28 protein-coding genes and 2 pseudogenes are annotated in these 26,373 nt (G+C 40.4%); 19 read left to right on the top strand and 11 right to left on the bottom strand.

Annotation, left to right across the window (positions count from 1 at the left end):
- The first annotated feature begins 392 nt into the window (after nucleotides 1-392).
- From nifK to HG267_RS28060, 5 genes are all read left to right on the top strand, one after another.
- Nucleotides 393-1,697, top strand: a complete 1,305-nt coding sequence (nifK, locus tag HG267_RS28080; protein WP_045868681.1) for a nitrogenase molybdenum-iron protein subunit beta — start codon at nucleotides 393-395, stop codon at nucleotides 1,695-1,697.
- Between the two features lie 321 nt (nucleotides 1,698-2,018).
- Complete coding sequence (locus HG267_RS28075) at nucleotides 2,019-3,389, top strand: cytochrome P450 (RefSeq protein WP_045868680.1); 1,371 nt, start codon at nucleotides 2,019-2,021, stop codon at nucleotides 3,387-3,389.
- Nucleotides 3,390-3,517: 128 nt separating this feature from the next.
- A complete protein-coding gene (locus HG267_RS28070) occupies nucleotides 3,518-4,153 on the top strand; it encodes a TMEM175 family protein (RefSeq protein WP_045868972.1) in 636 nt (211 codons plus the stop codon).
- Between the two features lie 103 nt (nucleotides 4,154-4,256).
- Entirely contained in the window at nucleotides 4,257-4,925 is a 669-nt protein-coding gene (locus HG267_RS28065) for a GNAT family N-acetyltransferase (RefSeq protein ID WP_096621812.1), read from the top strand.
- A gap of 229 nt (nucleotides 4,926-5,154) precedes the next feature.
- The gene (locus tag HG267_RS28060; RefSeq protein ID WP_045868678.1) at nucleotides 5,155-6,198 is read left to right on the top strand and encodes an AI-2E family transporter; all 1,044 of its coding nucleotides are present in this window, start codon (nucleotides 5,155-5,157) and stop codon (nucleotides 6,196-6,198) included.
- Here HG267_RS28060 and HG267_RS28055 read toward each other — a convergent pair.
- Nucleotides 6,191-6,883, bottom strand: coding sequence for a TetR/AcrR family transcriptional regulator (locus HG267_RS28055; protein ID WP_309227712.1), 693 nt, complete (start codon nucleotides 6,881-6,883; stop codon nucleotides 6,191-6,193). The two genes, HG267_RS28060 and HG267_RS28055, sit on opposite strands and share 8 nt — an antisense overlap.
- Before the next feature lie 91 nt (nucleotides 6,884-6,974).
- Here HG267_RS28055 and HG267_RS28050 point away from each other — a divergent pair, with 91 nt between their 5' ends.
- Both HG267_RS28050 and HG267_RS28045 read left to right on the top strand, forming a co-directional pair.
- On the top strand, nucleotides 6,975-7,196 hold the full coding sequence (locus HG267_RS28050) for a hypothetical protein (RefSeq protein WP_096621816.1): 222 nt from the start codon (nucleotides 6,975-6,977) through the stop codon (nucleotides 7,194-7,196).
- Nucleotides 7,197-7,476: 280 nt separating this feature from the next.
- Nucleotides 7,477-7,869: a hypothetical protein gene (locus tag HG267_RS28045; RefSeq protein WP_045868675.1), complete on the top strand. Its 393-nt coding sequence runs from the start codon at nucleotides 7,477-7,479 to the stop codon at nucleotides 7,867-7,869.
- A 1,300-nt stretch (nucleotides 7,870-9,169) separates the two neighbouring features.
- Here HG267_RS28045 and xisF (HG267_RS28040) read toward each other — a convergent pair.
- The 4 genes and pseudogenes from xisF (HG267_RS28040) to HG267_RS28025 form a co-directional block, all read right to left on the bottom strand.
- On the bottom strand, nucleotides 9,170-10,576 hold the full coding sequence (xisF, locus tag HG267_RS28040; protein WP_045868674.1) for a fdxN element excision recombinase XisF: 1,407 nt from the start codon (nucleotides 10,574-10,576) through the stop codon (nucleotides 9,170-9,172).
- 53 nt (nucleotides 10,577-10,629) lie between these two features.
- Nucleotides 10,630-11,199 (bottom strand): annotated as a pseudogene (locus HG267_RS28035) (nitrogenase component 1); the annotation flags it as partial.
- Between the two features lie 242 nt (nucleotides 11,200-11,441).
- Nucleotides 11,442-11,774, bottom strand: a complete 333-nt coding sequence (locus HG267_RS28030) for a Mo-dependent nitrogenase C-terminal domain-containing protein (protein ID WP_045868673.1) — start codon at nucleotides 11,772-11,774, stop codon at nucleotides 11,442-11,444.
- Between the two features lie 93 nt (nucleotides 11,775-11,867).
- Nucleotides 11,868-12,152: a nitrogenase component 1 gene (locus HG267_RS28025; protein ID WP_255325168.1), complete on the bottom strand. Its 285-nt coding sequence runs from the start codon at nucleotides 12,150-12,152 to the stop codon at nucleotides 11,868-11,870.
- 26 nt (nucleotides 12,153-12,178) lie between these two features.
- Here HG267_RS28025 and xisF (HG267_RS28020) point away from each other — a divergent pair, with 26 nt between their 5' ends.
- Nucleotides 12,179-13,729 (top strand): fdxN element excision recombinase XisF, encoded by a 1,551-nt coding sequence (gene xisF, locus HG267_RS28020; RefSeq protein WP_045868672.1) that lies wholly within the window; start codon nucleotides 12,179-12,181, stop codon nucleotides 13,727-13,729.
- Here xisF (HG267_RS28020) and HG267_RS28015 read toward each other — a convergent pair.
- Nucleotides 13,726-13,866, bottom strand: coding sequence for a hypothetical protein (locus HG267_RS28015; RefSeq protein WP_168160939.1), 141 nt, complete (start codon nucleotides 13,864-13,866; stop codon nucleotides 13,726-13,728). The two genes, xisF (HG267_RS28020) and HG267_RS28015, sit on opposite strands and share 4 nt — an antisense overlap.
- Before the next feature lie 493 nt (nucleotides 13,867-14,359).
- Nucleotides 14,360-14,626, bottom strand: coding sequence for a hypothetical protein (locus HG267_RS28010; protein WP_045868671.1), 267 nt, complete (start codon nucleotides 14,624-14,626; stop codon nucleotides 14,360-14,362).
- Nucleotides 14,627-15,021: 395 nt separating this feature from the next.
- Here HG267_RS28010 and HG267_RS28005 point away from each other — a divergent pair, with 395 nt between their 5' ends.
- The gene (locus tag HG267_RS28005) at nucleotides 15,022-15,735 is read left to right on the top strand and encodes a thermonuclease family protein (protein ID WP_235623015.1); all 714 of its coding nucleotides are present in this window, start codon (nucleotides 15,022-15,024) and stop codon (nucleotides 15,733-15,735) included.
- A 156-nt stretch (nucleotides 15,736-15,891) separates the two neighbouring features.
- Here HG267_RS28005 and HG267_RS28000 read toward each other — a convergent pair whose 3' ends face one another.
- On the bottom strand, nucleotides 15,892-16,317 hold the full coding sequence (locus HG267_RS28000; protein WP_045868669.1) for a VOC family protein: 426 nt from the start codon (nucleotides 16,315-16,317) through the stop codon (nucleotides 15,892-15,894).
- Nucleotides 16,318-16,528: 211 nt separating this feature from the next.
- On the opposite strand from HG267_RS28000, the gene HG267_RS27995 reads away from it, so the two are divergent.
- Nucleotides 16,529-16,933, top strand: coding sequence for a hypothetical protein (locus HG267_RS27995; protein WP_045868668.1), 405 nt, complete (start codon nucleotides 16,529-16,531; stop codon nucleotides 16,931-16,933).
- A gap of 375 nt (nucleotides 16,934-17,308) precedes the next feature.
- Nucleotides 17,309-18,109, top strand: coding sequence for an RMD1 family protein (locus HG267_RS27990; RefSeq protein ID WP_045868667.1), 801 nt, complete (start codon nucleotides 17,309-17,311; stop codon nucleotides 18,107-18,109).
- A 23-nt stretch (nucleotides 18,110-18,132) separates the two neighbouring features.
- On the opposite strand, the gene HG267_RS27985 is transcribed toward HG267_RS27990, so the two are convergent.
- The 3 genes from HG267_RS27985 to HG267_RS27975 form a co-directional block, all read right to left on the bottom strand.
- Nucleotides 18,133-18,987, bottom strand: a complete 855-nt coding sequence (locus HG267_RS27985; protein ID WP_096621819.1) for a sulfurtransferase — start codon at nucleotides 18,985-18,987, stop codon at nucleotides 18,133-18,135.
- A 126-nt stretch (nucleotides 18,988-19,113) separates the two neighbouring features.
- Complete coding sequence (locus HG267_RS27980; RefSeq protein WP_045868665.1) at nucleotides 19,114-19,992, bottom strand: lysophospholipid acyltransferase family protein; 879 nt, start codon at nucleotides 19,990-19,992, stop codon at nucleotides 19,114-19,116.
- Between the two features lie 123 nt (nucleotides 19,993-20,115).
- Nucleotides 20,116-20,595 (bottom strand): hypothetical protein, encoded by a 480-nt coding sequence (locus HG267_RS27975; RefSeq protein ID WP_045868664.1) that lies wholly within the window; start codon nucleotides 20,593-20,595, stop codon nucleotides 20,116-20,118.
- A 194-nt stretch (nucleotides 20,596-20,789) separates the two neighbouring features.
- On the opposite strand from HG267_RS27975, the pseudogene HG267_RS27970 reads away from it, so the two are divergent.
- The 8 genes and pseudogenes from HG267_RS27970 to HG267_RS27935 all read left to right on the top strand — a co-directional run.
- Nucleotides 20,790-21,632 (top strand): annotated as a pseudogene (locus HG267_RS27970) (nitrogenase component 1); the annotation flags it as partial.
- Nucleotides 21,633-21,804: 172 nt separating this feature from the next.
- A complete protein-coding gene (gene nifN / locus HG267_RS27965) occupies nucleotides 21,805-23,124 on the top strand; it encodes a nitrogenase iron-molybdenum cofactor biosynthesis protein NifN (RefSeq protein WP_045868663.1) in 1,320 nt (439 codons plus the stop codon).
- A gap of 117 nt (nucleotides 23,125-23,241) precedes the next feature.
- On the top strand, nucleotides 23,242-23,655 hold the full coding sequence (nifX, locus tag HG267_RS27960) for a nitrogen fixation protein NifX (RefSeq protein ID WP_194007725.1): 414 nt from the start codon (nucleotides 23,242-23,244) through the stop codon (nucleotides 23,653-23,655).
- Nucleotides 23,652-24,128 (top strand): NifX-associated nitrogen fixation protein, encoded by a 477-nt coding sequence (locus HG267_RS27955; protein ID WP_045868661.1) that lies wholly within the window; start codon nucleotides 23,652-23,654, stop codon nucleotides 24,126-24,128. Before nifX ends, HG267_RS27955 begins: the two co-directional genes overlap by 4 nt.
- A 130-nt stretch (nucleotides 24,129-24,258) precedes the next feature.
- On the top strand, nucleotides 24,259-24,459 hold the full coding sequence (locus tag HG267_RS27950) for a CCE_0567 family metalloprotein (RefSeq protein WP_045868969.1): 201 nt from the start codon (nucleotides 24,259-24,261) through the stop codon (nucleotides 24,457-24,459).
- Nucleotides 24,456-24,773 (top strand): nitrogenase-stabilizing/protective protein NifW, encoded by a 318-nt coding sequence (gene nifW, locus HG267_RS27945; protein WP_045868660.1) that lies wholly within the window; start codon nucleotides 24,456-24,458, stop codon nucleotides 24,771-24,773. Before HG267_RS27950 ends, nifW begins: the two co-directional genes overlap by 4 nt.
- Before the next feature lie 10 nt (nucleotides 24,774-24,783).
- Nucleotides 24,784-25,584, top strand: a complete 801-nt coding sequence (locus HG267_RS27940) for a HesA/MoeB/ThiF family protein (protein WP_045868659.1) — start codon at nucleotides 24,784-24,786, stop codon at nucleotides 25,582-25,584.
- A gap of 216 nt (nucleotides 25,585-25,800) precedes the next feature.
- On the top strand, nucleotides 25,801-26,172 hold the full coding sequence (locus HG267_RS27935) for a HesB/IscA family protein (RefSeq protein WP_045868658.1): 372 nt from the start codon (nucleotides 25,801-25,803) through the stop codon (nucleotides 26,170-26,172).
- The last annotated feature ends 201 nt before the right edge of the window (nucleotides 26,173-26,373 follow it).

Genomic DNA, 26,373 nt, shown 5'->3' with positions numbered 1-26,373 from the left:
AAAGTAATTGAACCATAAAAAGGATTACTCCGGCCCTTATCACGGTTATGACGGGTTTGCCATCTTCGCTCGCGACATGGATTTGGCACTCAACAGCCCAACCTGGGGTCTAATCGGTGCTCCTTGGAGCAAGAAAGCTGGCGCTAAAGCTAAAGCTGCCGTTTAGAGTAATGGAATCGAGAGATTAGAAGGGGCCTGGGGCTTAAAACCCCAGGGGGGATTTGGGAATCCAAGATTCAAAACTAAAAATTCAAAATAGATAATTTTGGTTTTGCATTTTGAATTTTGAATAATATTCCCACTCCCACCCTTACCTCTCATCACCTACCCACGCTCGAAATCCTCATCTTTGACCAGTCAGTCACGAATTCAGTCAGCTTGGAGATCCAGAAATGCCTCAGAATCCAGATAACATTCAAGATCACGTTCAACTGTTCCACCAACCCGAGTACAAACAACTTTTTCAAAACAAGAAAGAGTTTGAAAACGGTCATGACCCCGCTGAAGTAGAACGGGTTGCAGAATGGACAAAAAGCTGGGATTATCGTGAAAAGAACTTCGCTCGTGAAGCGTTGACAGTTAACCCAGCTAAAGGTTGCCAACCTTTAGGCGCTATGTTCGCTGCTGCTGGCTTTGAAGGTACTCTACCTTTTGTTCAAGGTTCTCAAGGTTGCGTTGCTTACTTCCGTACCCACTTAACCCGTCACTACAAAGAACCATTCTCTGGTGTGTCTTCTTCTATGACTGAAGACGCAGCCGTGTTTGGTGGTCTGCAAAACATGATTGATGGCTTGGCAAACTCTTACAAGCTTTACAAGCCCAAAATGATTGCAGTTTGCACCACCTGTATGGCTGAGGTTATTGGTGATGACTTGGGTGCGTTTATTACCAACGCTAAGAACGCAGGTTCAGTTCCTCAAGATTTTCCTGTACCTTTTGCTCACACTCCTAGCTTTGTTGGTTCCCACATCACTGGCTATGACAACATGATGAAGGGAATTCTGACTACCTTAACAGCAGGTAAGAAGAAATCTACCAGCAATGGCAAAATCAACTTTATCGCTGGTTTTGACACCTATGTAGGCAATTACCGCGAAATCAAGCGTATCGCTTCCGTGATGGGCTTAGACTACACCCTGCTCTCAGATAGCAGCGACTATGTAGATTCACCCAATGATGGTGAATTTAATATGTACCCAGGTGGTACTAAGTTGGAAGATGCAGCAGATGCAATTAATGCTAAAGCTACAGTTGTACTGCAAGCTCATTCTACTCCTAAGACCCGTGATTACATCGCTAAAGAATGGAAGCAAGATGTAGTAGTTTCTCGTCCTTGGGGTATCAAGGGTACTGATGAGTTCTTGATGAAACTCAGCGAACTGACTGGTAAACCCATTCCTGAAGAACTAGAAATCGAACGCGGTCGTGCAGTTGACGCAATGACTGACTCCCATGCTTGGGTTCACGGTAAGCGCTTCGCTATCTACGGCGATCCCGATTTAGTTTACAGTGTTGTTAGCTTCATGCTGGAATTGGGTGCTGAACCTGTTCACATTGTGGTTCACAACTCCAACGATGTATTTGAAAAAGAACTGCAAGCATTGCTAAATTCTAGCCCCTTCGGTAAGGAAGCTAAAATCTGGGCAGGTAAAGACTTGTGGCACTTACGTTCACCAATGCGTTTGCTATCAGGATAATTTTAGAGGTGGCGGCTAACCAATACTTGTCGGTTAAGGGCAAAAGGGGAAGGGGAAAAGGGGTAAGAAAAAACCTTTAACCCTTCCCCTTTCTCCTGCACAGACGCTACGCGTAGCTTGCTTAAGCGCAGGGGTACACCTTTTCCCCAAACCAAATTAAGAATTGAAAATCCTTAACCGAGTAGTATTGAGCGGCTAACTCATCTTTGTCACTATAAACGAGGTTTACTCACATTTTTGTTGACAAACATGAATAATACTCATATTATTTAAATATGAGCTTTGCTCACATAAACGGTTAACTTAATGGAGTCTCTGACCATGAGTAAGAATTTACTGACCCTACCCCATCCCAATCCTGTAACCGCTTTAGAAGAATACAGCAGTGATCATCTGGGATTTATGCAACGCTGCACCCAAGAATATGAAGGTATCGTTCCTCTAAAATTTGACGATCAATTGTTTTGTGTGTTGACCAATCCCGACTATATTACTCAAGTGTTAAAAGACAGACTTTTGTTTGTGAAAGCAAAAGACCTGCAAGTAATCAGTGGTGTACTAGGTAATGGCTTGATCACCAGTGAGGGCGATTTTTGGTTACGACAACGACGACTAGCCCAACCAGTCTTTCACCAACAACAAATTAACAGCTATGCGGCGGTGATGGTGGATTATGCCGAGCAAATGTTAAAAACTTGGCAAGGCGGTGAGGTGAAGGATATACAAGCAGCTATGATGCGCCTCAGCCTCAACATCGTTATGAAAACTCTGTTTAATCAGGATGTCATGGATACAGCCGCAGTTAGTATTGACAATGCGCTAGTTGAAACCATGAACTGGTTTGAATATCAAGCAGCCAAAGAAGTCATGTCTGCACTGTCGGAAATTGAGGAGTTGCAACAAAACACCCAAGAGATTAGTGAAGAAGAGATTGAGAGACGTTACCAAAAAGCGATCGCTCTATTTGATGAAACAATATATGCCATCATTAAAGAGCGTCGCGCCAGTGGTAAAACAGGCAAAGATTTATTAGGAATGCTGATGCAAGTCGAAGATGCGGATGATGGTAGCCGCATGACTGATAAACAATTGCGAGATGAAGCCGTAACATTAATTTTGGCAGGACATGAAACCACCGCTAACACCCTTTCTTGGACATTCATGCAATTGGCGCAAAATCCTGATGTCCGCGAAAAACTTAGTGCAGAACTCAAAACAGTGTTGAATGGACGCACACCCACCTTGGCTGATTTACCCCAGTTAACCTACACCAATTGGGTGATTAAAGAATCCATGCGGCTGTATCCTCCTGTGACTGAAATTTCACGGGAAGTAACCCAAGATTGTGAAATTGGTGGCTATTTTATCCCCAAAGGAACAAACATAATGTTTAGTCAATGGGCTATGCACCGCGACGCGCGTTATTTTTCCGCACCAGAATTATTTCAGCCAGAACGCTGGGCTAATGACCTAGAAAAACAATTACCTCGTGGTGTGTATTTCCCCTTCGGTGATGGGCCTCGTGTTTGTATTGGTAAGAGTTTTGCCATGATGGAAGCAGTATTATTACTAGCAACTATCGCCCAAAAATTTCAACTGGATCTTGTTAACGAGCAAAACATTGAACTTCAGATATCTATTACCCTCCGCGCTAGACACGGTATTCAATTTCTCTTGAAAGCAGTCGCATAGAATGTACTTCCAGATATCAGAAGTAGGTTGCCTTCATAACCCCGACTTCTTCAAGAAATCGGGGTTATATTTAACTTTAATGTTGTGGATAAACTGAAATTATGCAGGACTTAATAGAGCAAGATAAGATGATTCCAACCAATAAAAATAATTCCGAAAGTATTCTATCTTTGGCACGCTTGAGTGATTCTATTTTTGCTTTTGCAATGGCTTTAATGGTAATTGCCTTTGACTTACCAGAAGATGCTAAAGGAATGACGGATGGTGATATCAATGGGTTTTTATTTAGTCAGTTAAAACCGTTAGGAACTTATGCTATTACCTTTGTTTTAGTGGCAACTTATTGGATTTCTCATTCTCGGCAATTAAAGTATTTAAAAATAACCGATGAAAACCATTTATGGATTTCTGTAGCGTATTTAATGGTCTTATTTTTAGTGCCTTTATCCAATGATTTAGTTATGACCTTTCCAGATAGTTTTCTGGTCAAAGTTTGGTTTAGCTTGGATATTGCTGCAATCGGGTTTATTTCGTGGATAAGTTGGTCTTATGCGACAGGCGATCGCAAACTAGTAGATAGTGATTTGGATGATGCGACAATTCGCTCCATAAAAATCAAAGCCTTAATCGAACCGATATGTGCATTGATTTCCATTGGAGTAGCATATATTAACCAAGAGTTATGGGATTATTTTTGGGTGTTGCTGTTCTTTGCCTATTCTCCCTTAGAAAAATACTTTAATAAATCGGCTGAATTAGTGTGATAAATCTGTCAGATTGAGGTAATCATCACCGCATCAATAGATAATCCCAATCGTGATGAAATTACGCAAGTCAAGAATTAATTGAATTTAGTAGGAGCTTTTTATGACAACTCACAGAAATACATCTCAAGATTTTTCAACCATCAAAAAAAATATGCCAGACTATACCATAATTAAACTCAATCAAAATCAGATCCAAGATGGCGCACGAGTATTAGGTCAAGCATTTATTCAAGACCCATTTCTATCATACTTTCTCCCAGAAAAACATCAGCAGAGAATAGATGCAGTTGAGTGGATTTCTCGCACAGTATTGTGTTATTATCAACGCTCCGAGGAAATTTATATAACCAATCATGGCATCAAAGGAGTTGCGGTTTGGACACCACCAGAATACTCCAGCGATAGTATATTACAATGGTTGCAAGCTGGATTAATTGCCCTACCACAAAAAATTGGTGTTCGCAAAATGGTAGATTTTTTATCCGCCAATCAAAAAGTAGATAAATACCATCGAACAATTATGAAAACACCACATTGGTATTTGAAGATGCTTGGTGTTTCTCCAGATTTTCAAAATCAAGGTGTGGGACAAAAGCTGCTACAACCTGTACTCAATCGAGCAGATAAAGAAGGTTTTACTTGTTATTTAGAAACTTCCACACCATCAGGAGTACGTTTTTATCAAAGACAAGGATTTGTCGTTGTGGATAGCGACAAACTATTACAAGATAATCTGCAATTGTGGTTCATGAAACGCGAACCACAATAAGAATATCTGTGTTGGCGTTGCTTATTACTCGATTAATTTCATGCTGAAACATTAGTCTTGTAGTGGCGTAGCAAGCCTAAAATAGTGCCAATATTTAGTCTTTGTGGGACGGGCAATAAGCCCATCCCATAAGATAATTTTAATACAACATTTAATGTTTTCCACGCCACTACTTAATATTTACTGTTACCTGTTTGCTTTTAAAAAAATTGTGAGGTAAATAAAATAGATGTTAGCAAATTTGAATCTCCCCCGTTGGACAGTTTGGGGCTTGGTGATTCCGGTACTATTTCTTAATTTGTGGTTGTTACAAATTATCTCCCAGCAATTACAACCAATACCCAATATTTTATTAGTTGCTGGTTTACTAGCTTTTCTCTTAAATTTTCCCATTAGTTATCTTGAAAAACGGGGTGTAAGCCGAGTTTGGTCTGTATTGCTAGTTTTAATAATTGCCGTCACAGCCTTTTTGATTCTGGGTTTTGGTGTTGCGCCTCTTGGATATCAACAACTAATTGAATTTGGCGATCGCCTACCAGCATTAATAGACCAAGGACAAAGACAACTCCAAGAAATCCACATCGATACACCCCTAGCAGGCTTATCCTTTGATGCTGCTAACCTGATTACAGAAGTTACCAATAAAGTTACCCAAAGTCTAGAATCTTTACCCAGTCAAATTGTAGATTTTATCTTTGGTGTCTTTGATAGTACGCTGAATTTACTGATTACAATAGTCCTCACTATACTCTTAATTTTCAACGGTTCTACTCTGTGGAATGTACTGTTTAAACTATTCCCAAAACCTTGGAATATCAAATTACCATCTCTGATTCAGCAGAGTTTCCAAAACTACTTTGCTGGACAAGCAACTTTAGCAATGATTGAAGGTGCTGCACTCATCGCTTTGTTCTTAGTTTTTCAAATTCCCTTCGGATTATTATTTGGCATAGTGATTGGGATAGCCAGCTTTATACCTTTTGGTGGAACTGTGACAGTATCCCTAATTCTTCCCATACTTGCTATCCAAAATATTTGGTTAGCAGTTAAGTTATTAGTAATAGTGGTGTTGGTAGGACAGATTAACGAAACTATTGTTGCGCCGCGTTTAATGGGTCAAATGACTGGCGTAAATCCTGCGGTCATTTTTATTTCTCTGCTGTGTGGCGCAAAATTAGGTGGAGTGTTAGGAATTCTGCTGGCTGTACCCCTAACCAGTTTGTTGAAAAGATTTGCAGAACCCTGGATAGAGGTTGCGTCAAAGTTTAGCTAGACATGATATCAGACGGGAAATAGCTTTGCAGATAACTTAAAGCTAACCGTTTGGTTTCTGCTATCAATCTCTGTTGAAATGTTGTCTCTTGACTAAGAGATAACCATAGTAATGTGCCGATCGCTTTGACTAAAATAAAGGCGATCGCTTCATAGTCTGCTGTCTCTAACCCTGCTGCCCGTTTAGCTAGTAAACTGGCTAAATCTTGCATCAATTGAGTATCCATCACCTCTTCGACAGCTTGTAATTCGGGCATTGTACTCTGGAGTGCCATAAAAATGGCGTAGTAACCAGGATTATCCGAGAAATGCTGGGCGGTGATATCAATTAATTGTTCTACCAGAACCTCTAAGGGCAGATTGGCTAATTCAGGATTATCCAGCACTGCCAACTTTTGATGAATATTTTCTTCATGACGCAAAGCGAGTGCCTGCATGATTGCAGATTTGTCAGGAAAAAATTGATATAGTGACCCAATCGGAACTTTAGCACCAGAGGCGATCGCATTGGTTGTGGTTGCAGCATAGCCTTGAGTAATAAACAGTTCTTCTGCTACATCCAAAATTCGATTGACTCGTTCCTGACTACGAGCTTGTCTGGGTTTGCGGCGCATTCCACTTGCGGCTGATGGGCTTTCAGTCATAGTTACCTTTCTGGCTTTGGTAAATACATGAGCATTGCTCATATTTATCTTGACAAAATATGATCAATAATCCTATTTTGTAAATATGAGCAATACTCGTATTTTAACCTAGTTCCTAATGGAGAATCTTTCAATGAGTCAGAATTTAATCACCCGATCTCGTCGCGAGCCAGCGATCGCGATCGCCCTGCTCGACGAAACAGTATATGCCATGATCGACCATCGGCGCTTAAGTGGAACAATCGCCAGCCATCTGGGATTACAGATGCAGGGTGATCTGACAGAGAATGATAGTCCCACAGCAAAATACAGTTCAGTTAAGGAAACTTATGTCCTCAGTAGGAAGAGGATGTAAGAGAACAAAAAAAGGCTGATTTGCACCTATGATGAAACAAGCTCGTTGTTTTAAGTGGTTACACAAAATTTAGGGATGAAACCCTTATCTAGACTTGAAAATCATCTGTAAATAATTATGTGGGATTATTTATGACCCCTCCACCCCTTGCAATTCCTGTCTGAATTTTACTCAGCGTATCCCTAAAAGAGTTGTACCCAATTAAAATAGAAAGTAAAAGGTAAATATTTAAATTTAACGTAGTAACAAAAACAAAAAACTACCTTTTTGAGAAAACTGTATGAAGCATTCATTGTTAGTTAAATCAGGGCTACTATTTATTGTCTTAGCAACAGAATTCGTCATTTCTTCTGCTGTGAGAGCCAATATAAGTGAAACGATACTTCAAAACCAACCGCAGCTAGAACAAGAAAGCCAAAACTTGGCAAAACAATCATCTTCTCAAAAACTATGGCAAAACTTTAGGCAGCAGCAAGATGAACGAATGCTCCGACAGCAACAACGATTTGAACAATTTAGATTGCAAAATCAACTAAATCCACAACAACCACATGGACAACTTAGACTACAAAATCAATTAAGACAGCAACCGTTTGAACAATTCCAACTAAATCAACAAAGACAGCAAATGGAAACATTGAAACTCCAACAGCAACTTAGACAACAGCAGTAATGTGTTGCAAATTTGGGGATATCAATTCAGTAGAGTGCGTTATGCCATAGGTTAACGCACTCTACAATTCTAGGATTGGATGATGATTGAAAATTGTTTGTGTGTAAACCTTAGCTTATTTAGACTGTTCTATATTTGCTTAAGCTTCTAGTTAATTATACTGAGTTTTGTGATGAAATACAGAAGAGTGGGGGTAATACTACTCGGTTAAGTATTTTGAACTCAAAATTGGTTAAGGGTTAAGGGTTTTTTCTTTCCCTTGAACCATTCACCTTTTTTCCCTTAACCGACAAGTATTGAGTGTGGGGCTGTTGCCAAAGCTAAAAAAATTATTAAACAGCTACCTAAGCAAAATTAGGTAAAAGTTGGGTAGATCTCCCCTAGCTTTCAGCAAAGAATTGAGCGAAGATAGTTACATAGATAAAAGCGCTGGCAAAGATTTATAGCTGGCATTTAATAAATGGTTTAAGAAGCGAAGCCCTGAATTTATTTCGGGGCTTTGTTAGTTTTAACTATATAAGCAAGATAGAGATTCCTTTAAATAGATGCTTGACTATTTCAGCCTGAAAATGCAAATTATTCTAAGTGGAAAAGAAACTATTAATTGATAAATATATTACTATTAAGTATTGGTAATTTTTTAAATCAAACTATAGGAATCTGATTTGATTTCTGAAAAAATATCAATAATATAGCCCAATACGCTTGGGTTAAGCTCATTAGTGATTGATTTGTCACTTATTAAAAAAGCCAGAAGAATTGGGGGATTCTCCCCCAAACCCCCGATTGGGTGACGGTTGCGTCCCCCAAACCCCCTCCAAAATGATTATTCTGTTTTTTTGTTGAGTAACTAGTTTTTTGGTTTTGTGATCAATTAATTTTCTTGACTGAACTGTATTTTAATATAGCCGTAACGCACGAGAAGCTTTTTTCAGTGGAGAAGCTGTTAAAAGAACTAGTACAGCACGGCGTAAATAAACAGACCATTCAAAATCAACAAAACCCTTATTATGTCTTAATTTTGAATTTTGAATTTTGAATTCCGCCTTGCGGTACTAGTGTGAAAATTTTAGCTGCAAGTATCTCTGTGCTTGAACGTAGCGTTGTGTAAGTCGTTCACTGCTAACAGAAAAATTCCACCCAAGAAATAACCTAAAAACATCGCTACAGAATGTTTTATGAGTTCAACACATTCTCAAAAAGTGCTAAAAATGCTCAATGACAAGTTACTCGCAGCTTATGAAAGATACTACGGGGACTTGAAGGTTGGGAATATGTCTCCAGAAGAGTTCATTAAAACCTATGGGCGCATTGAGGATAGGGTTAATGGCAATTTAAAGGTAGGAGTGATAATTCCTGACGAGTCCACTTCAACTTTCTCTACGAACTCAGCCAACGCCGATCGCAGTTCTGAATCATCCAGCGATTCCCAAAATGTAGCCTGAGAAGCGATCGCTATTTTTCGCTTGGCATTTTCAAAAGCATCCCTATCAACAATTCTAGTGGGTGTTGATAGGGTGTTAATTGTCGCCTCGATTTTGGCGATCGCTTCCATGATATCGGGGTTAGAACTGCGAAGTCCCCGCAGCACGGATAATTCATTGGTGAACTTGTCAATGTCTTTGGTATTCACCACCTGCATTGTTGTTGACTGAGTTTCTAGATGTTCGATTAAATGGGGTGCATTTTCACATAAAGTTGCGATCGTCTGGGCGATGATTTCCCGCAGTCGGGTACATTTGGAGTTTTCGCAGTGATATTTTCCCGGTTTGTTGTAATTAACGCAGCGAATGTACTCAACTTTAGTTTTATGGCGGGAAAAGTTACGATACATACTGCCGCTACAATGGGCGCATTTAATTAAGCCTGCGAGTGGATAATCGCCACGGGTGGATGTTGCAGAACTGCGATACTTCTTATTTTCTGACAGCTTGCGTTGGATAGCTTCTACTGTGGCGGCGGTAATTAAGGCTTCGTGGGTGTTGAAATTAATAATTGGTTCTCGATTAACGCCTTTCTTTTTGCGGAAAAAATAAGCTGTATGCCCTTGCAGTGCGGGGTTTTTCACCCAATCTCGCAAACCAGCGATGCTAAAAACTATTTCATATTCGGTGTAAATATAATCGCAAACATCCTTAAGCGATCGCATCGACAGGGTTAAGTCGATAATTATCTTAGCTAACTCAAAGTAACTCTTCCCTGATTGGGGGTGAATATTATTATTAGGGGTTAACCGCTGATTTTCATCTTTTGCATATCCGAAGGGGGGAACGCAATATTTTAATTGCTGGCGAAAATAATTATTTCCGTGGCGAATCCGTTGGGATAACAGCCTGGATTCAAATTCTGCTAACCCCGACATTTGATTAATACTAAACCAACCAAAGGGGGAATTGGGGTCAACGGGTGCATCCAATATCCGCAGATTGACATTATGCTTCACGAAAACATCGATCGCTTTATGGATAGTAATCACACTTCTACCCAAGCGATCGACGCGAGTGATGATAATTTCATCAACTTGGTTTTGTTGTACCAACTTCAGCAACTCGTTATACTGTTTTCTCTCATCGTTGCGTCCTGACTCGATATCTATTAAAACTTCCGTTGCACCCGCTGCTTTTAATCTGGCTACTTGCTGATTTAGTGCGTCAAATTCCTCAGCTTGTTCTTGTGTACTCACGCGGGCGTAACCGTAAACTTTCATGGGAATCCATTCAAATCAGTCGGAAAATCATATCATCAGCGGTGTTGTTGAAAGTGTTCAGGTTCTGCTGTACCAACTACATATTCCAGCAAAGCTTCACCGCCAAAGCGATTACCCAGGTTTTTGCTGCCAATAAATCCCGGCGCAATTACTGGGATCACAGGAGTTCCTAATTTTTCTGCCGCAGTTTTGCAAACAGCATCAATATCATCACCAATCAAAGCCGTCACACAGGTGGCGTAAACAAACACGGCTGCTGGGTTGTAGCGCTGATGTATTTCTACAATAGCTTTGTAGAGCTTTTTCTCGCCACCAAAGATGACATCATTTTCGCTTAAGTCTGTGGTAAAGCCCGTTTTGTAAAGCATGGGGCCAGAAGAGAGACTACCACGACTACCCCAGGAGTTACCAGCACAGGCGATCGGCCCGTGGACTAAATGAGCCGCATCAGTAATTGGTACTAGAGCAATCATTGCGCCATCAAAAGCACAACCCCCTTGAGCTGCGCCTGGTTGTGCTTGTTGGGCACAAGATTTATTTTTCTTTTCGCTCTGCTTGTGCTGATTATGCTCGCATCCTGGCTCACTAAGCAGCTCGTTAATTTTGCCTTGGGTGATTTTCATCTCTCTTCTCTTGCTGGATGGCAGTATACCAATTCAAAATTCAAAATTCAAAATTCAAAATTAAGAAAACCTGAGTTTTCTAGATTTATGCGTTTAGAATTATTGCTGAATTTTACAGAATTGGTGTTAAGTGTTCTCTTTCATTTGTCATTTGTCATTTAAATAAATTAAGAACTAATGACTAATGACTAATAAGTGATGACTAATGGTAATAGGTAATGGGTATTGATTAATGTCTAGGTCTAACAAATGTATTTCGTTACATCCTCACCACATTCATCGGCAAGAAAAGATAAAGCTCGGAAGCGCAAACTAACGACCTCGTCATACAAAGGATTAAATTTGCACATTGCTGGAACATGGTAAGTCCGCCCAAATAAATTGATATCGCGCTCAAACGGGCAACAGCAAGGTATTACTCTACAGAGTAGATGGGCAAAACGAGCATTTTTTACCGGAATACCATCTACCAGACGGCGCAAAGGTTGCAGAATATCAAAAGAACCAGAGCGTTTATAGTTTGGTGGATGGTAATTAGGATGAGGATGAGAGTGACCCTGACTAATACTTGCCATAATCAATACCTCAGGTACAAGGAAAAAGTAAAAAGTAAAAAGATATATCTTTTACTTTTTACTTTTTATATATGCCGCGAGTGACTTTAATTTCTATCGAACTAAGTCGTAAGAAATGTCAGTCTTAGAAGGAATATTGGTGCGTTGATCGATGTCCTCGAAGATTGTATTAACAACCCAGTTGAGGAGATTGATTACACCTTGGTAACCGATGGTGCTGTAGCGGTGCAGGTGGTGACGATCCATGATGGGATAGCCAATTCTGACTAAGGGTACCTTGCAATCGCGCCACAGGTACTTACCGTAGGAGTTACCGATTAATAGGTCAACTGGCTCGGTGAACAACAGTGAACTAATGCGTTGGCTATCAGATAAAATGAACTAACGCTGCTATGGTTTGATATATGGACGTTTGGGGTTATGCGCGGGTTTCCACAGATGAACAGGCTGAAGATCAAGGCTCGTTAATCAAACAGATGCGTCGGTTGCGTGATGCTGGTGCAACGCACATATATTACGACGTAGAAAGCCGTACCAGCGATCAAAGGAAAGGGCTGTTACAGTTAATTGAAGATATCAACACATCTGCACCAGGAAAAGTATCGAAGCTGTTATTTATCCGGATTGACCGTTTAACATCTTCATCAATGACCTTTTATCGGTTGATGGATGCGTTAAAAAAGAAAGGTATACAGCCTTATGCGCTAGATGAGCCGTTTGATTTATCGAGTATTGGGGGCGAGTTAACTATTGATGTGAGACTAGCAGCATCTAAGTATGAGGTGAAAATGCTAGCAATGCGAGTTAAAAAAGAGCGCGACACCCGCAAAGCCAATAAAAAGCCTCACTGGAACGCACCCTTGGGTTATATCGTTGAGGATGAAAAATACAAACGAGATGAAAGGCTTTGCGTATGTTTAATTGCAGGTAAGAGAGAGTTGACGCGATCGCAGTTAATGCGATTTGTCTTTGATACATTCTTAAGAATAGGCACAGTCTCCCAAACAGTGAAAGTACTGCATGATACTTTTGGTATCCAAGCAAACGCTGTCCCCAAAGCCACTGATACGAGAATTAACCTCTTAGAAGAGGAAGAAGAAATCGTACTCGAGAATATCAACAAATCGCGCGGAGGGGCTTTAAATCTGCGTTATCCCCACACGGGGTTGAAATGGTCAGTTTCTGGGTTACGCTCTATACTTGTCAACCCTATCTATGCAGGGGGGACACTATACAATACATTAGTTCGTCCTAAAGGACACCGCAAACCCTTTGATGAATGGGAAGTGACATGGGGAACCCACGAAGACGAAGCGATTATCGGCCGTGAAGAACATGAACGCATCAAAGCCATGATTCGGGAGAATCGAAATAACCGCTGGGCTACCGAGCAAAAATATGTCAATCCCTTCGCCAATTTGGTAAAATGCGCTCATTGTGGTGCAGCTTATAGTCGCCAGTGCAAGAAATTAGTGAAACGCAAAGGTTTTGTACGTCATCACTATCAATGCAGCTTTTATCGGACTGGCGCTTGTCAAAACGGGCGGATGATTGCTTCTGATGAATTAGAAAAACAGGTAATTCATCATCTAGTTAGTGAAGCCGAAAAGTTAGCTGGTTTAGTAGAACAAAAAGTTGATTCTCCAGAGGAATCACCAGAAATAAAAACATTGCGAGCATCATTAAATACTCTAGAAGCGTTACCATCAAATCCCGCAATTGCCAAAGCTAAAGAAGATATCAGGATGCAAATCGCCAATGCGATCGCTACCACCAACAACGCATCTAAACAATATCTAATAGCTAAAGAAAGAATTGTGATGGCATTTTCTAACCCAAGATACTGGGAAGGATTACAACCAGAAGACAAACAAGCTTTACTTAAAGGGAGTATCAAAAAAATATTGGTAGATGGCAACCTGGTAACAGGAGTTGAACTACTATATTTACACTAAGCAGCTTTTTTAGATTTACGCTTCTTAGTACTTTTTTTCTGGGGCTGCATCTGAGCTTTTTGCAATTCTAGCTCCCGTTGCTCAAATTCAACTACAGTGCGTGCTATTAATTCGGCTAAGGTTTCACATCGTTTCATTTGTAGCGGCTCCATCATTAACTCTAAAAATAGCTAGTAACCTCAAAATTTCTGTTAACTGTAAGCTTTTTTTAGGTAGTAAAGATGAATTGCTGATTTTACAGAAAGCCGATAAAGAATAAAGGTATACCGAACCCTGCCAAAAATCAAAATTGCAATTCTAAAAAATCTAGGATGCATTAGGATAAAGCCAACACATCCTACTCAAGTGCTACGCAGATCCCCGACTTTTTCAAAAAGTCGGGGATCTAAATCTCGCGTAAGTGTTATTCTACGCTAGAAATATTAGCAAAATATCAAACATTTGTAGGGGCGCAAACTTTTGCACCCCTACTCATGTACTTGTCGCATTCTTGTTGAAAACTGGTATTAATACTTGAGGGGAAAATAACTGCCACTCTCTTACAAACTTAAGAGTCTGACTTTTTCTCCTCTAATTTTATCCTACATTGAAAATCAGATAATTTCTCGTGATGTTAATGGTCATTAAGCATTACGAGAAATTATCTAATCTTATTTCCTTCCAAATCTCCGAAACCTGCCAACCTGTATTCCCAACTGATTGAACTACAGGGTAATGACGGTAAGGAATATAGTCAGGCTCTCGATATTCGAGATTCAAAGCTGGTTGTTCTGGTTCTATTGATTCTGGAGAATCAAGAGGGTCGAGAGGATCTTCTTGAAGATTAATGTCTTCAATTTCCTCCATATCTTTCATTTTCTGGAGCAGGAGTTTTTCGGATTTTTTGATCAGTTTCATGGCACTCTTCTGTTAATTTTATAAATTTAGGCAATGAAAATTGTTACATAAATTGTGTTAGTCATTCATGTATTTATTCAATAATCTTCAGACAGACCCGTAAGAATCTTTTATGAAGTATAGTTGTGAAAATTTTTGCTTGGATTAACTAGGATACAGCAAATCGGTAAAAAAACCGAGAAGTTTTCTGAATAATCTCATGTATATAAGTACATCATCGGCTTGTCAAGTAGCTAATAATCAGTCTAAAAGTATTGCCCACATTAGTTTAGACGTAGAATTTGCAATGGTTAGAGACAACCGCAGCAGGCGATCGCCTAGTACGTGCTATAAAATTATAAATCTATACATAAATAACTATACAAAAATACATGGAGCTACTAGAAATAATTTTAGTGCTAGCTACAATCGTAGGGGTTGTAGATGCTGAAACAATTCGCATTAAAGATAATGCAGGACAAAAAATTACACTCCAGCTAGCCTGTATTCATGTACCAAAAGCGACTACTCAGGCAATACCAGCAACACAAAGACTGAAAAAGTTATTACCACCTTTAAGTTCAGTTGTGATTAGACGCACAGAAAAACTAGGAAGCGATCGCATCGTTGGTGAAGTATTTGTGAATAATCGCTCAGTTAATCTGCTGATGGTAGAGTCCGGTAATGCTGTTGTTGACCGTGAATCTTTACAAAATTGCTCCGAAAGCAAAACCCAATATTTAATTGCTGAAGCTAATGCGAAAAATCATCGCTGGGGATTATGGCAACAATCAAATAACGCTATGAATCAACCAAAAATATTTTCTGGGCGGGGAAAATTAATTTATGAAGAAATTCCTCCCGTGATGTCAGTTAGAGCTTATCTTGGAGAGGAATTTTTTCTCATTTCTCACACCCCAAACCAAAGTCGGTTAGTGTTGCGTCCATCTGTGCAAGTTTCTCGCGATCAATTGCGATCGCTTCAGAATCAAGAAGTAGAAATTACCGCAGAGTACGTTGTAGGAACTCGCCCATCACCCAATCAAGTTGCTTGCCCTTTGGATGCTGATGGTCAATGCATGGCTCAAGGCGCTGGTTATCAAGTTTTATCTATCAAGTTAGCCAAATAGAAATTCCAGTCCCAATACTTGTCGGTTAAGGGGAAAAAGGGGAATGGGAAAAGGAAAAGAAAAAACCTTTAATCCTTAACTTTTAACCTTTTCCCCAAAATCAATTTTGAGTTCAAAACGCTTAACCGAGTAGTATTGATTCCAGTCCTATCTTACCTAGACTTCATCAACATAGAGTTCCTGAATCAGTTCCATATCCCAATAAGAAGCTTCTACTTTATGACCATCGGGATCGCGGACAAAGCAACCATAGTATGGTTCACCATAGTGCGGTCTTGGGCCTGGCGCACCATCATCCGCTCCTCCCGCCGCTAATGCTGCTTGATAAAACGCATGAACTGATTCTTTAGTTGGTGCGATAAAGCCAATGTGAGTACCATTCCCGACGGTTGCAGGTTTACCATCAAATGGCGTTTGTACCCAAAATTCTGGAAACTGCTTACCATAAGCAACCGCACCCGGATGTTCCATAATTCGCTGACAGCCAAGGGTGGGTAGTACTTTGTCGTAAAATGCGATCGCCCTTGCAAAATCATTCGTGCCAATCGAGATATGTGAGATAATGCTGGGACTATTATCCATACCTAATCCTCCATCTACTTAAGGGAATTCATGGCAAAGTAAACAATGCTTCTATCTGCAAACAGAAACATTGTTGCCGAGTTGTTTTAATGTTTGTGAAATAAGACTTGGGTAATGTTTAGGTGAAAGCCTCAGCGTTCAGCGGTATTATAACAGTATAAATGTACTAAAGCAACTGATGCGAGAGTTGTAAGAAAATTAACAACAGTCGATGAAAAGTAAAAGACTTGTCAATTTTATCAGTGGGCATCTCGACTTAACTCAGGCGGAATTTGAGATGTATTACCGTCCTGTGATTGATTGCGCGATCGCTCAAAATCAGTGCTTTATAGTTGGCGATGCAAGAGGTGCAGATACCCTTGCACAACAGTATCTTTTTGAGAAAACTGAGGCAGTCATTGTTTATCATATGTTCACCAGCCCGCGCAATAATGCAGGATTTCCCACCCGTGGCGGGTTTCACAGCGATATACAGCGAGATACCCAAATGACCCTTGATTCAGATCAAGATATTGCTTGGGTAAGATCTGGAAGAGAGCGATCAGGAACTCAGGCAAACTGCGATCGGCGAATAAAAACAAATAGTCTAGTACAACAAGGCAAAAGTAAAAAGTAAAAAGTAAAAAGAAAGAATAGTGATAGAACAAGCCTTTTAGCAATTACAGATGGTCTGTTTATTTACGCCGACTTGTACTAGTTACTCAAAAAAAACTCAAGAATAATTTTGGAGGGGGTTTGGGGGACGCAACCGTCCCCCAATTCTGCTGGCTTGTTCAACCACTAACAAATTAATCTTTCATGCTCTTCACCAAAGCGTATAGCTGGCAAATCACCCACAAATTGAAGAACCGTCAACTAAAAAATATCCCATCTTATTTACACTAGAGTATATGGGGGAAAAACATTCGTGTTGACTTCAAAAATTGGGATAATTTATTAATTTCTATCACTACCCCATAGATTAACAGGCAGAACATAGCATAGGGCAAAAATGCAAAAATTACTTTTTAATGACAGAAATAGCTTTAGCGCGCAGGCCCTATTCCTTGGTAAAAAAATTAATCTCAAAACATTGGAGAATTACATTTGCTTGGCGACTATGCCAGTAGTGGTTACAGTCGGTGAACAGGGTGGCGCAGTATTGTTCGACTATGGTGCAGTTGTTCTATTTAACCTTGAGCCTGTAGAAAAGGTAGACTTCTTAACTAAACTATCCTCACAAGTTAGTGACGCTTTTGCCAACCCAGAAACAGAAGAAGTAGAAATTAAGCTCAGACTTGCCGAAAGTGAGAGAGTTAAGGAAGGAAAAATTTTGTTGCAAGACTTTAGTGTAGAACGCTTGCAGATAGTAGCTGATATTCTCGCTAAAAGTGTTGTGTTATCTCATTATGAAACTAGCCTAGCGACTGTATTTGATCAAATTGAACCATTTGCAGCTAGCCTCCAGAGTGAACACAGAAGTTCACGCCAGAGTCGGGAATTATTGCGTCAACTTGGCACTACGTTGTTAGTTCAACATAAAATTGTAGGACGAGTAGAGATTATTGATAAACCAGAGTTACTCTGGGAATCTCCACAGTTAGAAAACTTATATCTGCGATTAGAAGATGAGTACGAAATCCGCGAACGTCACCATGCTTTGGAACGTAAACTAGACCTAATTTCCCAAACCGCACAAACAGTACTGGAGTTTATGCAGCATAGCAGTAGCCAGCGAGTTGAGTGGTATGTAGTAATTCTCATTGTGGTAGAGATTCTACTGTCACTTTACGATATTATTTTCAAAGGCTAATACTCCACTTGAGATGGGCTTTTTCATATCACTTTACTATCAATAGGTAGCGAAAAATCGCGAGACCATTCATTCCAAGAACCAAAATAATTTTTGGCGTAAATTCCGGCTGTTTGTAAAGCAATTAAAGTATTCGCTGCTCTAGAACCTTTAAAGCAGTAAATATATACTATGGAATCTGAAGTAATACCTATAGATTCACAAATTTCTAAGATTTCTGCCTTTGAGCGAAATAGAGGTATTTCCGCATCAGATATCATTAAACGATGCCACTCTAACCACAAAGCATCAGGAATTCTACCTTTACGGGGACAAAAATCTGGAGCATAAGGAGAAGAACTTAACCCCAACCATTCTTCGCGATCGCGCACATCTAACTTAATAATTCCAGGATTATCAATTGCTTGCAACATCTCGATGGTAGTCACCATCATCTCAGAATTGGGATGCAATTTAAATATGCTGCATTCACGTAATGGTACTTCATTGGTAGTAGGTAATTCCGCCTTCAGCCATGCTCTATATCCTCCATGTAAAACAGATACCTGAGCGCAACCTAAATATTTTAATAGAAAAGCTGCTCGACAAGATTGACCATAACCTTTATTAAAAGCATCCTCATACACAATTAACCATTCTGTACCAGTAATTCCAACACTGCTGAGAATTTCTTGAAAATGCTCTTGCAATTTATTTAACCCTGCTGGGTAAGAATTATCTAAAAGATAGGTAAAAAAATCTCTGATATTAATCGAGTTAGGAATATGCGAAATAGCATATTCTTCTGGACTGCGCGTATCGATAATGACAACCTGTGATGAATTTTCTGCTAACAGCGACGTGAGTTCTTGAGGAGAAATGAGGGGTTGTGTATTCACGCTTTCATGCTTATATCATCGTAATATTAAGCATTATCGCGCCCAGCAGATTTGCTTTAAGAAATGCAAATAACAGAAGAATAAATTTTAAATGTTATCAGAAAACATTTTTATCAATCTCTTTTTTTAGCCTATAGCCCCTATCTTCACGCTAGAATCCCTAACTAATTTATCTAACTCCTGCTGCATTTGAAAATTAACTAACTCATAACAAGCGTTTACATAATCCCTATCCCTAGCTGCGTCTTTACCATATCGCTCAAAAATAATTGGAGGACATACACGAGTATGAATTTGCACAGGTAAAGGAATATTAGGTAAAGGGCCAATAGATAAACCCCAAGGTAAACCTAAATAAATGGGAAATACTCCGGGGTCTAATTTATATAACCAAGGTAGTCCCCACTGATGCAATTGTTTGACTAAATCATAACAGTCAAATAAAACTATCAAAGTATCATGAGCGCCTACAGATATTAATGGGATAATTGGAACTTCTTCTTTTAAAGCTAGTTTGATAAAACCCTTATTTCCAGCAAAATTAATTTTATGGCGTTGGCTATAAGGACGAAACATATCATATTGTCCTCCTGGATATACTAAAACGCTAGCACCTTGATCAAAAGCCGCACTAGCCATTTTTGGATGGGCAACAATTGCTCCTAATTTTTGAGCTAATTTACCTATTATGGGACTGATTTCCCAAGCATAAGGATGCATTAAACCATAAACCAAACGCTCAGTTCCAAAGCGGGAAAACCAATCATACATCATCACAATCAAGTCGGGAGAAGCCATCCCACCGTTATGAGAACCAACTAGTAATACCTTTCCTTCTTTTGGGATGTAATCCCAGCCATCAGTTTTTACTTGAAAGTAGTAACGATACAACCATTCCCCTATAGGCATTAACCTCTCTATAAACTGGGTATCTCGTTCCTTTAATGACCAACCTGGTTTACCGTCAGAGACATTATTTAATATTCCAAACAAACTCTTGGTCATACGTTTAATATATAGATTTTCAGGACTAACTAATTATCCTAATAAACTTGCATATTTATTTGATGAATCTCTAAGTTGAAATTTAATGTTTCATACTATCTTCTCTACGATGCTGAATAATTATTACTGTTTGTATAAGTTTAATTGCGTTAAATTAATAAATGATTCCCTTGTCGATGAATTTGGAAAGGGCGCAGCGTCAAACTGTACTACTCCAATAGCTTCAACGATTTGATTATTATATTTTTCTACTTCATCAGGCGATCGCAACGATTGTTTATTCCAAGATGGGTAAATACTTACCTTAGTTTCATCCTCCAACACAACTTGTGACTTGATATACAGTCCTTGAAATCCTGGTATTCCGGTAGATTCTGGGTTGGGTTTCCAGCTTCTAGATGTGTAACGTCCAATGAGTTTCACCCGTTGACCATTCAGACGAATTAAATCGTCACGATTTTTAACTATTTCCAATTTCCTTTGTGGAACTTCTTGATTATTTACTTGGGACAGTTGGCTAGTACTAGGTTGAACCTCTACAAATAGACCTAATATGATTGACACAGTTACACTTGAAGCAATAGTAACAGAGCGTAATAGCATTTTATTCTCCACTTTTGAGCCAGGGATATTGCTCAATCACGAGTGTTTATAGTTACACTTGTAAATCAACTATAGTTGAACTTACAACAGGATTGTGTAGCTGCCCTCAAATAAAATACATTGAGCAATATTGCCTTCTTTTTTCCAGATGTCTGCAATTGAAACTCTAATGGTGTTGTAGTAAGCGTTTGTGTGAACCTGAATATACTACACCTTATGATATTAACTTAATCGGCGAGTACAACATCGCCGGCGAAATGTGGGGAGTGACACCACTATTGGAAAAATTGGGCATTCGTGTTTTATCAAAAATTACAGGTGATGCTCGCTATCAAGAAATTACCTACGCTCACCGTGCGAAGCTGAATGTCATGATCTGCTCGCGCGCTTTGCTGAACATGGCGAGAAAAATGGAGGAACGTTACGGCATTCCTTACATTGAAGAGTCTTTCTACGGCATCGATGATATGAATCGTTGTCTGCGAAATATTGCTGCTAAATTAGGAGATCCGGATTTACAAGAGCGCACAGAAAAGCTAATTGCTGAAGAAACAGCTGCTCTAGATTTGGCTTTGGCTCCCTATCGTGCGCGACTCAAAGGCAAGCGCGTTGTCTTGTATACAGGCGGTGTTAAGAGCTGGTCAATTATCTCCGCAGCAAAAGACTTAGGTATCGAAGTGGTCGCCACCAGCACCCGCAAGAGTACAGAAGAAGACAAAGCCAAGATTAAAAAATTAATCGGTAACGATGGCATCATGCTGGAAAAAGGCAATGCTAAAGAATTGCTGCAACTGGTAAAAGACACCAACGCCGATATGTTAATTGCTGGGGGACGTAACCAATATACAGCCCTCAAAGCCCGGATACCCTTCCTCGACATTAACCAAGAACGTCACCATCCCTACGCAGGTTATGTAGGCATGGTGGAAATGGCCAGAGAATTATACGAAGCACTCTACAGCCCAATTTGGGAACAAATTCGCAAACCAGCGCCTTGGGATGAGGTTGAGGAATCTGAGCAATTGGCTGTGCTTTAGGGGACTGGGGATTGGGGACTGGGGATTAGGAAGAGTAAAAAAATTCTCCCTAATCTCCCTCATCCCCCTCATCCCCCTCATCCCCCTCATCCCCCTCATCTCCCCCATCCCCCTCATCTCCCCCATCCCCCTGCTATCTCATCTCTCTATACTCAAACTTGGTATTAGTTAAATGGCGATCGTTACTACTCCCAACAAACCAGTTACAGTTAATCCTTTAAAGCAAAGCCAAGCTTTGGGTGCATCTTTAGCTTTCTTGGGATTAAAGGGCATGATTCCCTTATTTCACGGCTCTCAAGGTTGTACTGCTTTTGCCAAAGTTGTTTTAGTACGGCATTTTCGGGAAGCAATTCCCCTAGCAACTACAGCCATGACGGAAGTGACTACCATTTTGGGTGGTGAAGACAATGTGGAACAAGCAATTCTGACCTTGGTAGAAAAATCTCAGCCAGAAATTATCGGTTTATGTAGCACTGGGTTAACGGAAACTAGAGGCGATGATATTGAACGTTTCTTGAAAGAGATTCGGGAACGTCACCCAGAATTGGATCGGCTACCAATTGTTTTTGCGCCCACACCTGATTTTAAAGGTGCTTTACAAGATGGCTATGCAGTAGCTGTAGAAAGCATTGTTCAGGAAATTCCGCGTCCTTGTGCTACCAGAATTGAACAAGTCACCATCTTGGCGGGTTCGTCTTTTACACCAGGAGACATCCAAGAAATTAAAGAAATGGTAACTAGCTTTGGGCTAGTTCCTATCGTTGTACCCGATTTGAGTGCTTCCTTAGATGGACACTTAGAAGATTCCTATAGTGCGATTACAGCCAGTGGAACAACAGTAGCTCAACTGCGGGAAGTTGGCGGTTCTGCTTTCACGATCGCACTTGGTGAAAGTATGCGCGGTGCAGCACGGATTCTGCAAGAACGGTTTGGCATTCCCTATGAAGTTTTTGGACAACTCACAGGCTTAGAACCTGTGGATGAGTTTTTGCAAGCTTTAGCGATTCTTAGCGGTAACAGCGTCCCGGAAAAATATCGCCGCCAACGTCGCCAACTGCAAGACGCAATGTTAGATACTCACTTTTATTTTGGTGCTAAACGCGTATCTTTAGCTTTAGAACCTGATTTGTTGTGGTCAGCAGTGCATTTCTTGCAATCAATGGGAGCGCAAATTCATGCTGCAGTCACCACAACGCGATCGCCTCTGTTAGAAAAACTCCCCATTAAAAGCGTCACAATCGGGGATTTGGAAGACTTTGAGGAACTAGCGGTAGGCTCTGACTTGTTAATTGGCAATTCTAACGTAAGTGCGATCGCTAAACGGTTATCCATTCCTCTCTATCGCCTCGGAATACCCATTTACGATCGCTTAGGTAATGGTCAATTTACCAAAGTCGGCTACCGCGGCACAATGGAGCTTTTGTTTGGCATGGGTAACCTCTTTTTAGAAGCCGAAGAAGAGAGAGTAAAACATTTCCACGGAGATTGGTAAGCGGTATTGTCATTTGTCAATCGTCATTAGTCATTAGTAGATATTCAAATTACTAAATGCAAATGACAAATGACCAATGACAAATGACCAAAAATAAATGACAAAGGACGAATAACGATGAAGATTGCCTTTACGACAAGTGACCGAGTTCATATTAATGCTCACTTCGGATGGGCAAGACAAATTGAGGTTTATGAAGTCTCTGATGAGGGATCTACATTTGTTGAGACTTTAAGCTTTGATGGCGACCTCAAAGAAGATGGTAACGAGGATAAAATCACACCAAAACTAGAAGCGCTAGGTGATTGCACAATTGTTTATGTATTAGCAATTGGTGGTAGCGCTGCTGCACGTTTAATCAAAAAAGGTGTTACCCCAATTAAAGCGCGATCGGAAGAAGAAGAAATCGCGGAAGTATTAACTAAATTAGTCCAAACACTCAAAGGTAATCCCCCACCTTGGTTGCGTAAAGCTTTAAAGCAAAAAGACACAAACTTTGCCGATGAATTAGAAAATGAAGCAACAGTATGACTATAGATAATAGTGTTAACGGAACTGCCAGCAGTACAGTCTCTAACTCACCTTTCCTGAAGGCGATCATCCAACAAATCCGGGGACAAGATACCTATGGAACATACCGGAAGTGGTCTGATGATTTGATTCTTAAACCCTATGTAGTTCCTAAAGCAAAGAAACGGGAAATTCCTATTGATGGTGATGTAGATCCGATTACTCTAGCACGGATCATGGCATTTTATCGAGCTGTAGCCGCTTGTATTGAAAAGGAAACAGGTCTCATATCCCAGGTTGTAGTTGATATCAACCACGAAGGGTTTGGTTGGGTACTTGTTTTCACTGGCCGCCTTTTGTTAGTCACAAGAACCTTACGTGATGCCCATCGCTTTGGCTTTGATTCCCTAGAAAAAGTTGCAGAAGAGGGAGCCAAGTTAATAGAAAAAGGCATCGATTTAGTAAATCGTTTCCCCGAAGTTGGCAAGCTTTAATTCGTCAATAGTCAAGGGTCAAAAGAGTTTGGATTCTTGACTCTGGACTTTTGAACGCCAGTTGCTTCAAGTCGGCAAAGCCGCCCAACGCACTGGCTCCTCTAGACTCTGGAATTTTGACTTTGAACAAATGACAACTGAAGAACTAAAAGGCAAAATCAGACGGCTCAATAGTAAAGCAGGTCAAATGAAAATGGATCTGCACGACTTAGCAGAGGGATTACCCACAGACTTTGAAAAATTGATGGATGTTGCAGCTGAAACTTATGCTATCTATCGCGAGCTAGATGAACTTAAGCAACAGCTTAAAAAAATGGAGAAGGGTGAATGAGCCGGAATATTGATGAGTTTAAGAAACTCGTAGACGCAGAGGAATTCTTTCAATTCTTTGAAATGCCCTACGACCAAACATTTGTGAATGTTAATCGTTTACATATTCTAAAAAAATTCTCTCAATTCATGAGAGAAGTAGATGAGAATTTTCCTGATTTAAAACCAGAAGAAAAACTCGAGCAATATGCCATAGCTTTGCAAAAAGCCTATGAGGTATTTATCGAGTCAACACCTCAAGAACAAAAGCTATTTAAGGTGTTTAACGATAAGCCGAAAAATGTAGTCAAGCTGACAGAAATCACTTCTGATTAGGAGGTAAAAAGTGGTAAACCTAACGCCTACCGAATTAGAACGTTATAGTCGCCAAATGATGCTCCCTAATTTTGGCGAATTAGCTCAGAAGCGCCTGAAGTCAGCGACGGTTTTGGTTACAGGTGTGGGGGGATTAGGCGGTACAGCGGCGCTTTACTTAGCTGTAGCGGGCGTTGGGCGGCTAATCTTAGTACGAGGTGGTGACCTGCGGCTAGATGATATGAATCGTCAAGTCCTCATGACAGACGATTGGGTAGGTCAGCCAAGGGTATTCAAAGCTAAAGAAACTTTGGAAGCGATTAATCCTGATGTCCAAGTGGAAGCGGTTCATGATTACATCACCCCGGAAAATGTAGACGAGTTAGTACAGTCCGCTGATATGGCTCTTGACTGCGCCCACAATTTTACAGAGCGTAATTTGTTGAATGCGGCTTGTGTGCGTTGGCGTAAGCCAATGGTGGAAGCAGCAATGGACGGAATGGAGGCTTACCTGACTACGATTATTCCTGGTGTGACTCCTTGCTTGTCTTGTCTGTTTCCAGAAAAACCTGATTGGGATCGGCGTGGCTTTTCAGTTCTGGGGGCTGTTTCTGGAACACTTGCTTGTTTAACAGCACTGGAAGCGATCAAGCTGATCACTGGGTTTAGTCAACCGTTACTGTCACAACTGTTGACAATAGACCTAGCTCGGATGGAATTTGCCAAACGGCGTTCTCACCGCGATCGCGCTTGTCCTGTCTGCGGAAATAGTGCACCCTGGAGATACGCACAATCAGGTTCTATGGAACCCACCAGCAATTTCACAAAATAATCAGCTTCATTGCGTTGAATTGCATATCTCTTCGTTTAGCCCTTTATTAGTCATTTGTTTTCTGCCCATTGTAAATACAAAGTCAATCTCAATTCCTTTGTAAATACAAATTACAACTGGCTGATTATTAAGGACAAATATGCAATTAAAACGCTTCACAACTTAAGAAACCACACCTGTAATTACAACCACTATCGCAACAAATCAGGAGATGTGATGACTGTTACTTTGACAGAAAAAGCTGAATTTCGTCTGCGGGCGTTCTTAGTCGGTTCTGCCCCCGACTCCAATGTTGCAACTAAAGGCGTTCGCATCTCTGTAAAAGATGGTGGTTGCAGTGGCTATGAGTATGGCATGGAGATTACTAGCAAGCCACAACCAGACGATTTAGTAATTCAGCAAGGAAAAGTACAACTTTACGTTGACGCTCAAAGCGCACCGTTATTAGAAGGTGTTGTCATCGATTTTGTTGATGGGGTAATGGACAGCGGTTTTAAGTTTACTAACCCCAATGCAACCGATACTTGTGGTTGTGGTAAGTCCTTCAAAACCGGTGATTGCACACCTAACGGTGTACCTTGCAGCTAATACTGTTTCAGATTTAATCAACACATAAAAACCGCTTCGCGGAATTCAAGCAAAATCCGTCGTAAAAAAATTGAATTTCGCCTAGCGGTAATAGTGTCGATTCTGCTGCAGAAGCGCTCCGTGTAGCTGCATCAAGAGTAAAAGCGGGAGACTACCAAACTCTGGTAATTAAACCTAATTGTAGAAAGTTTGAGGAGAATC

Source organism: Tolypothrix sp. PCC 7601 (genome assembly GCF_025677855.1).
Classification (GTDB): Bacteria; Cyanobacteriota; Cyanobacteriia; order Cyanobacteriales; family Nostocaceae; genus Aulosira; species Aulosira diplosiphon.
Note: the sequence above shows the minus strand (reverse complement) of the source record. Positions and strands in the feature narration are given on the sequence as shown.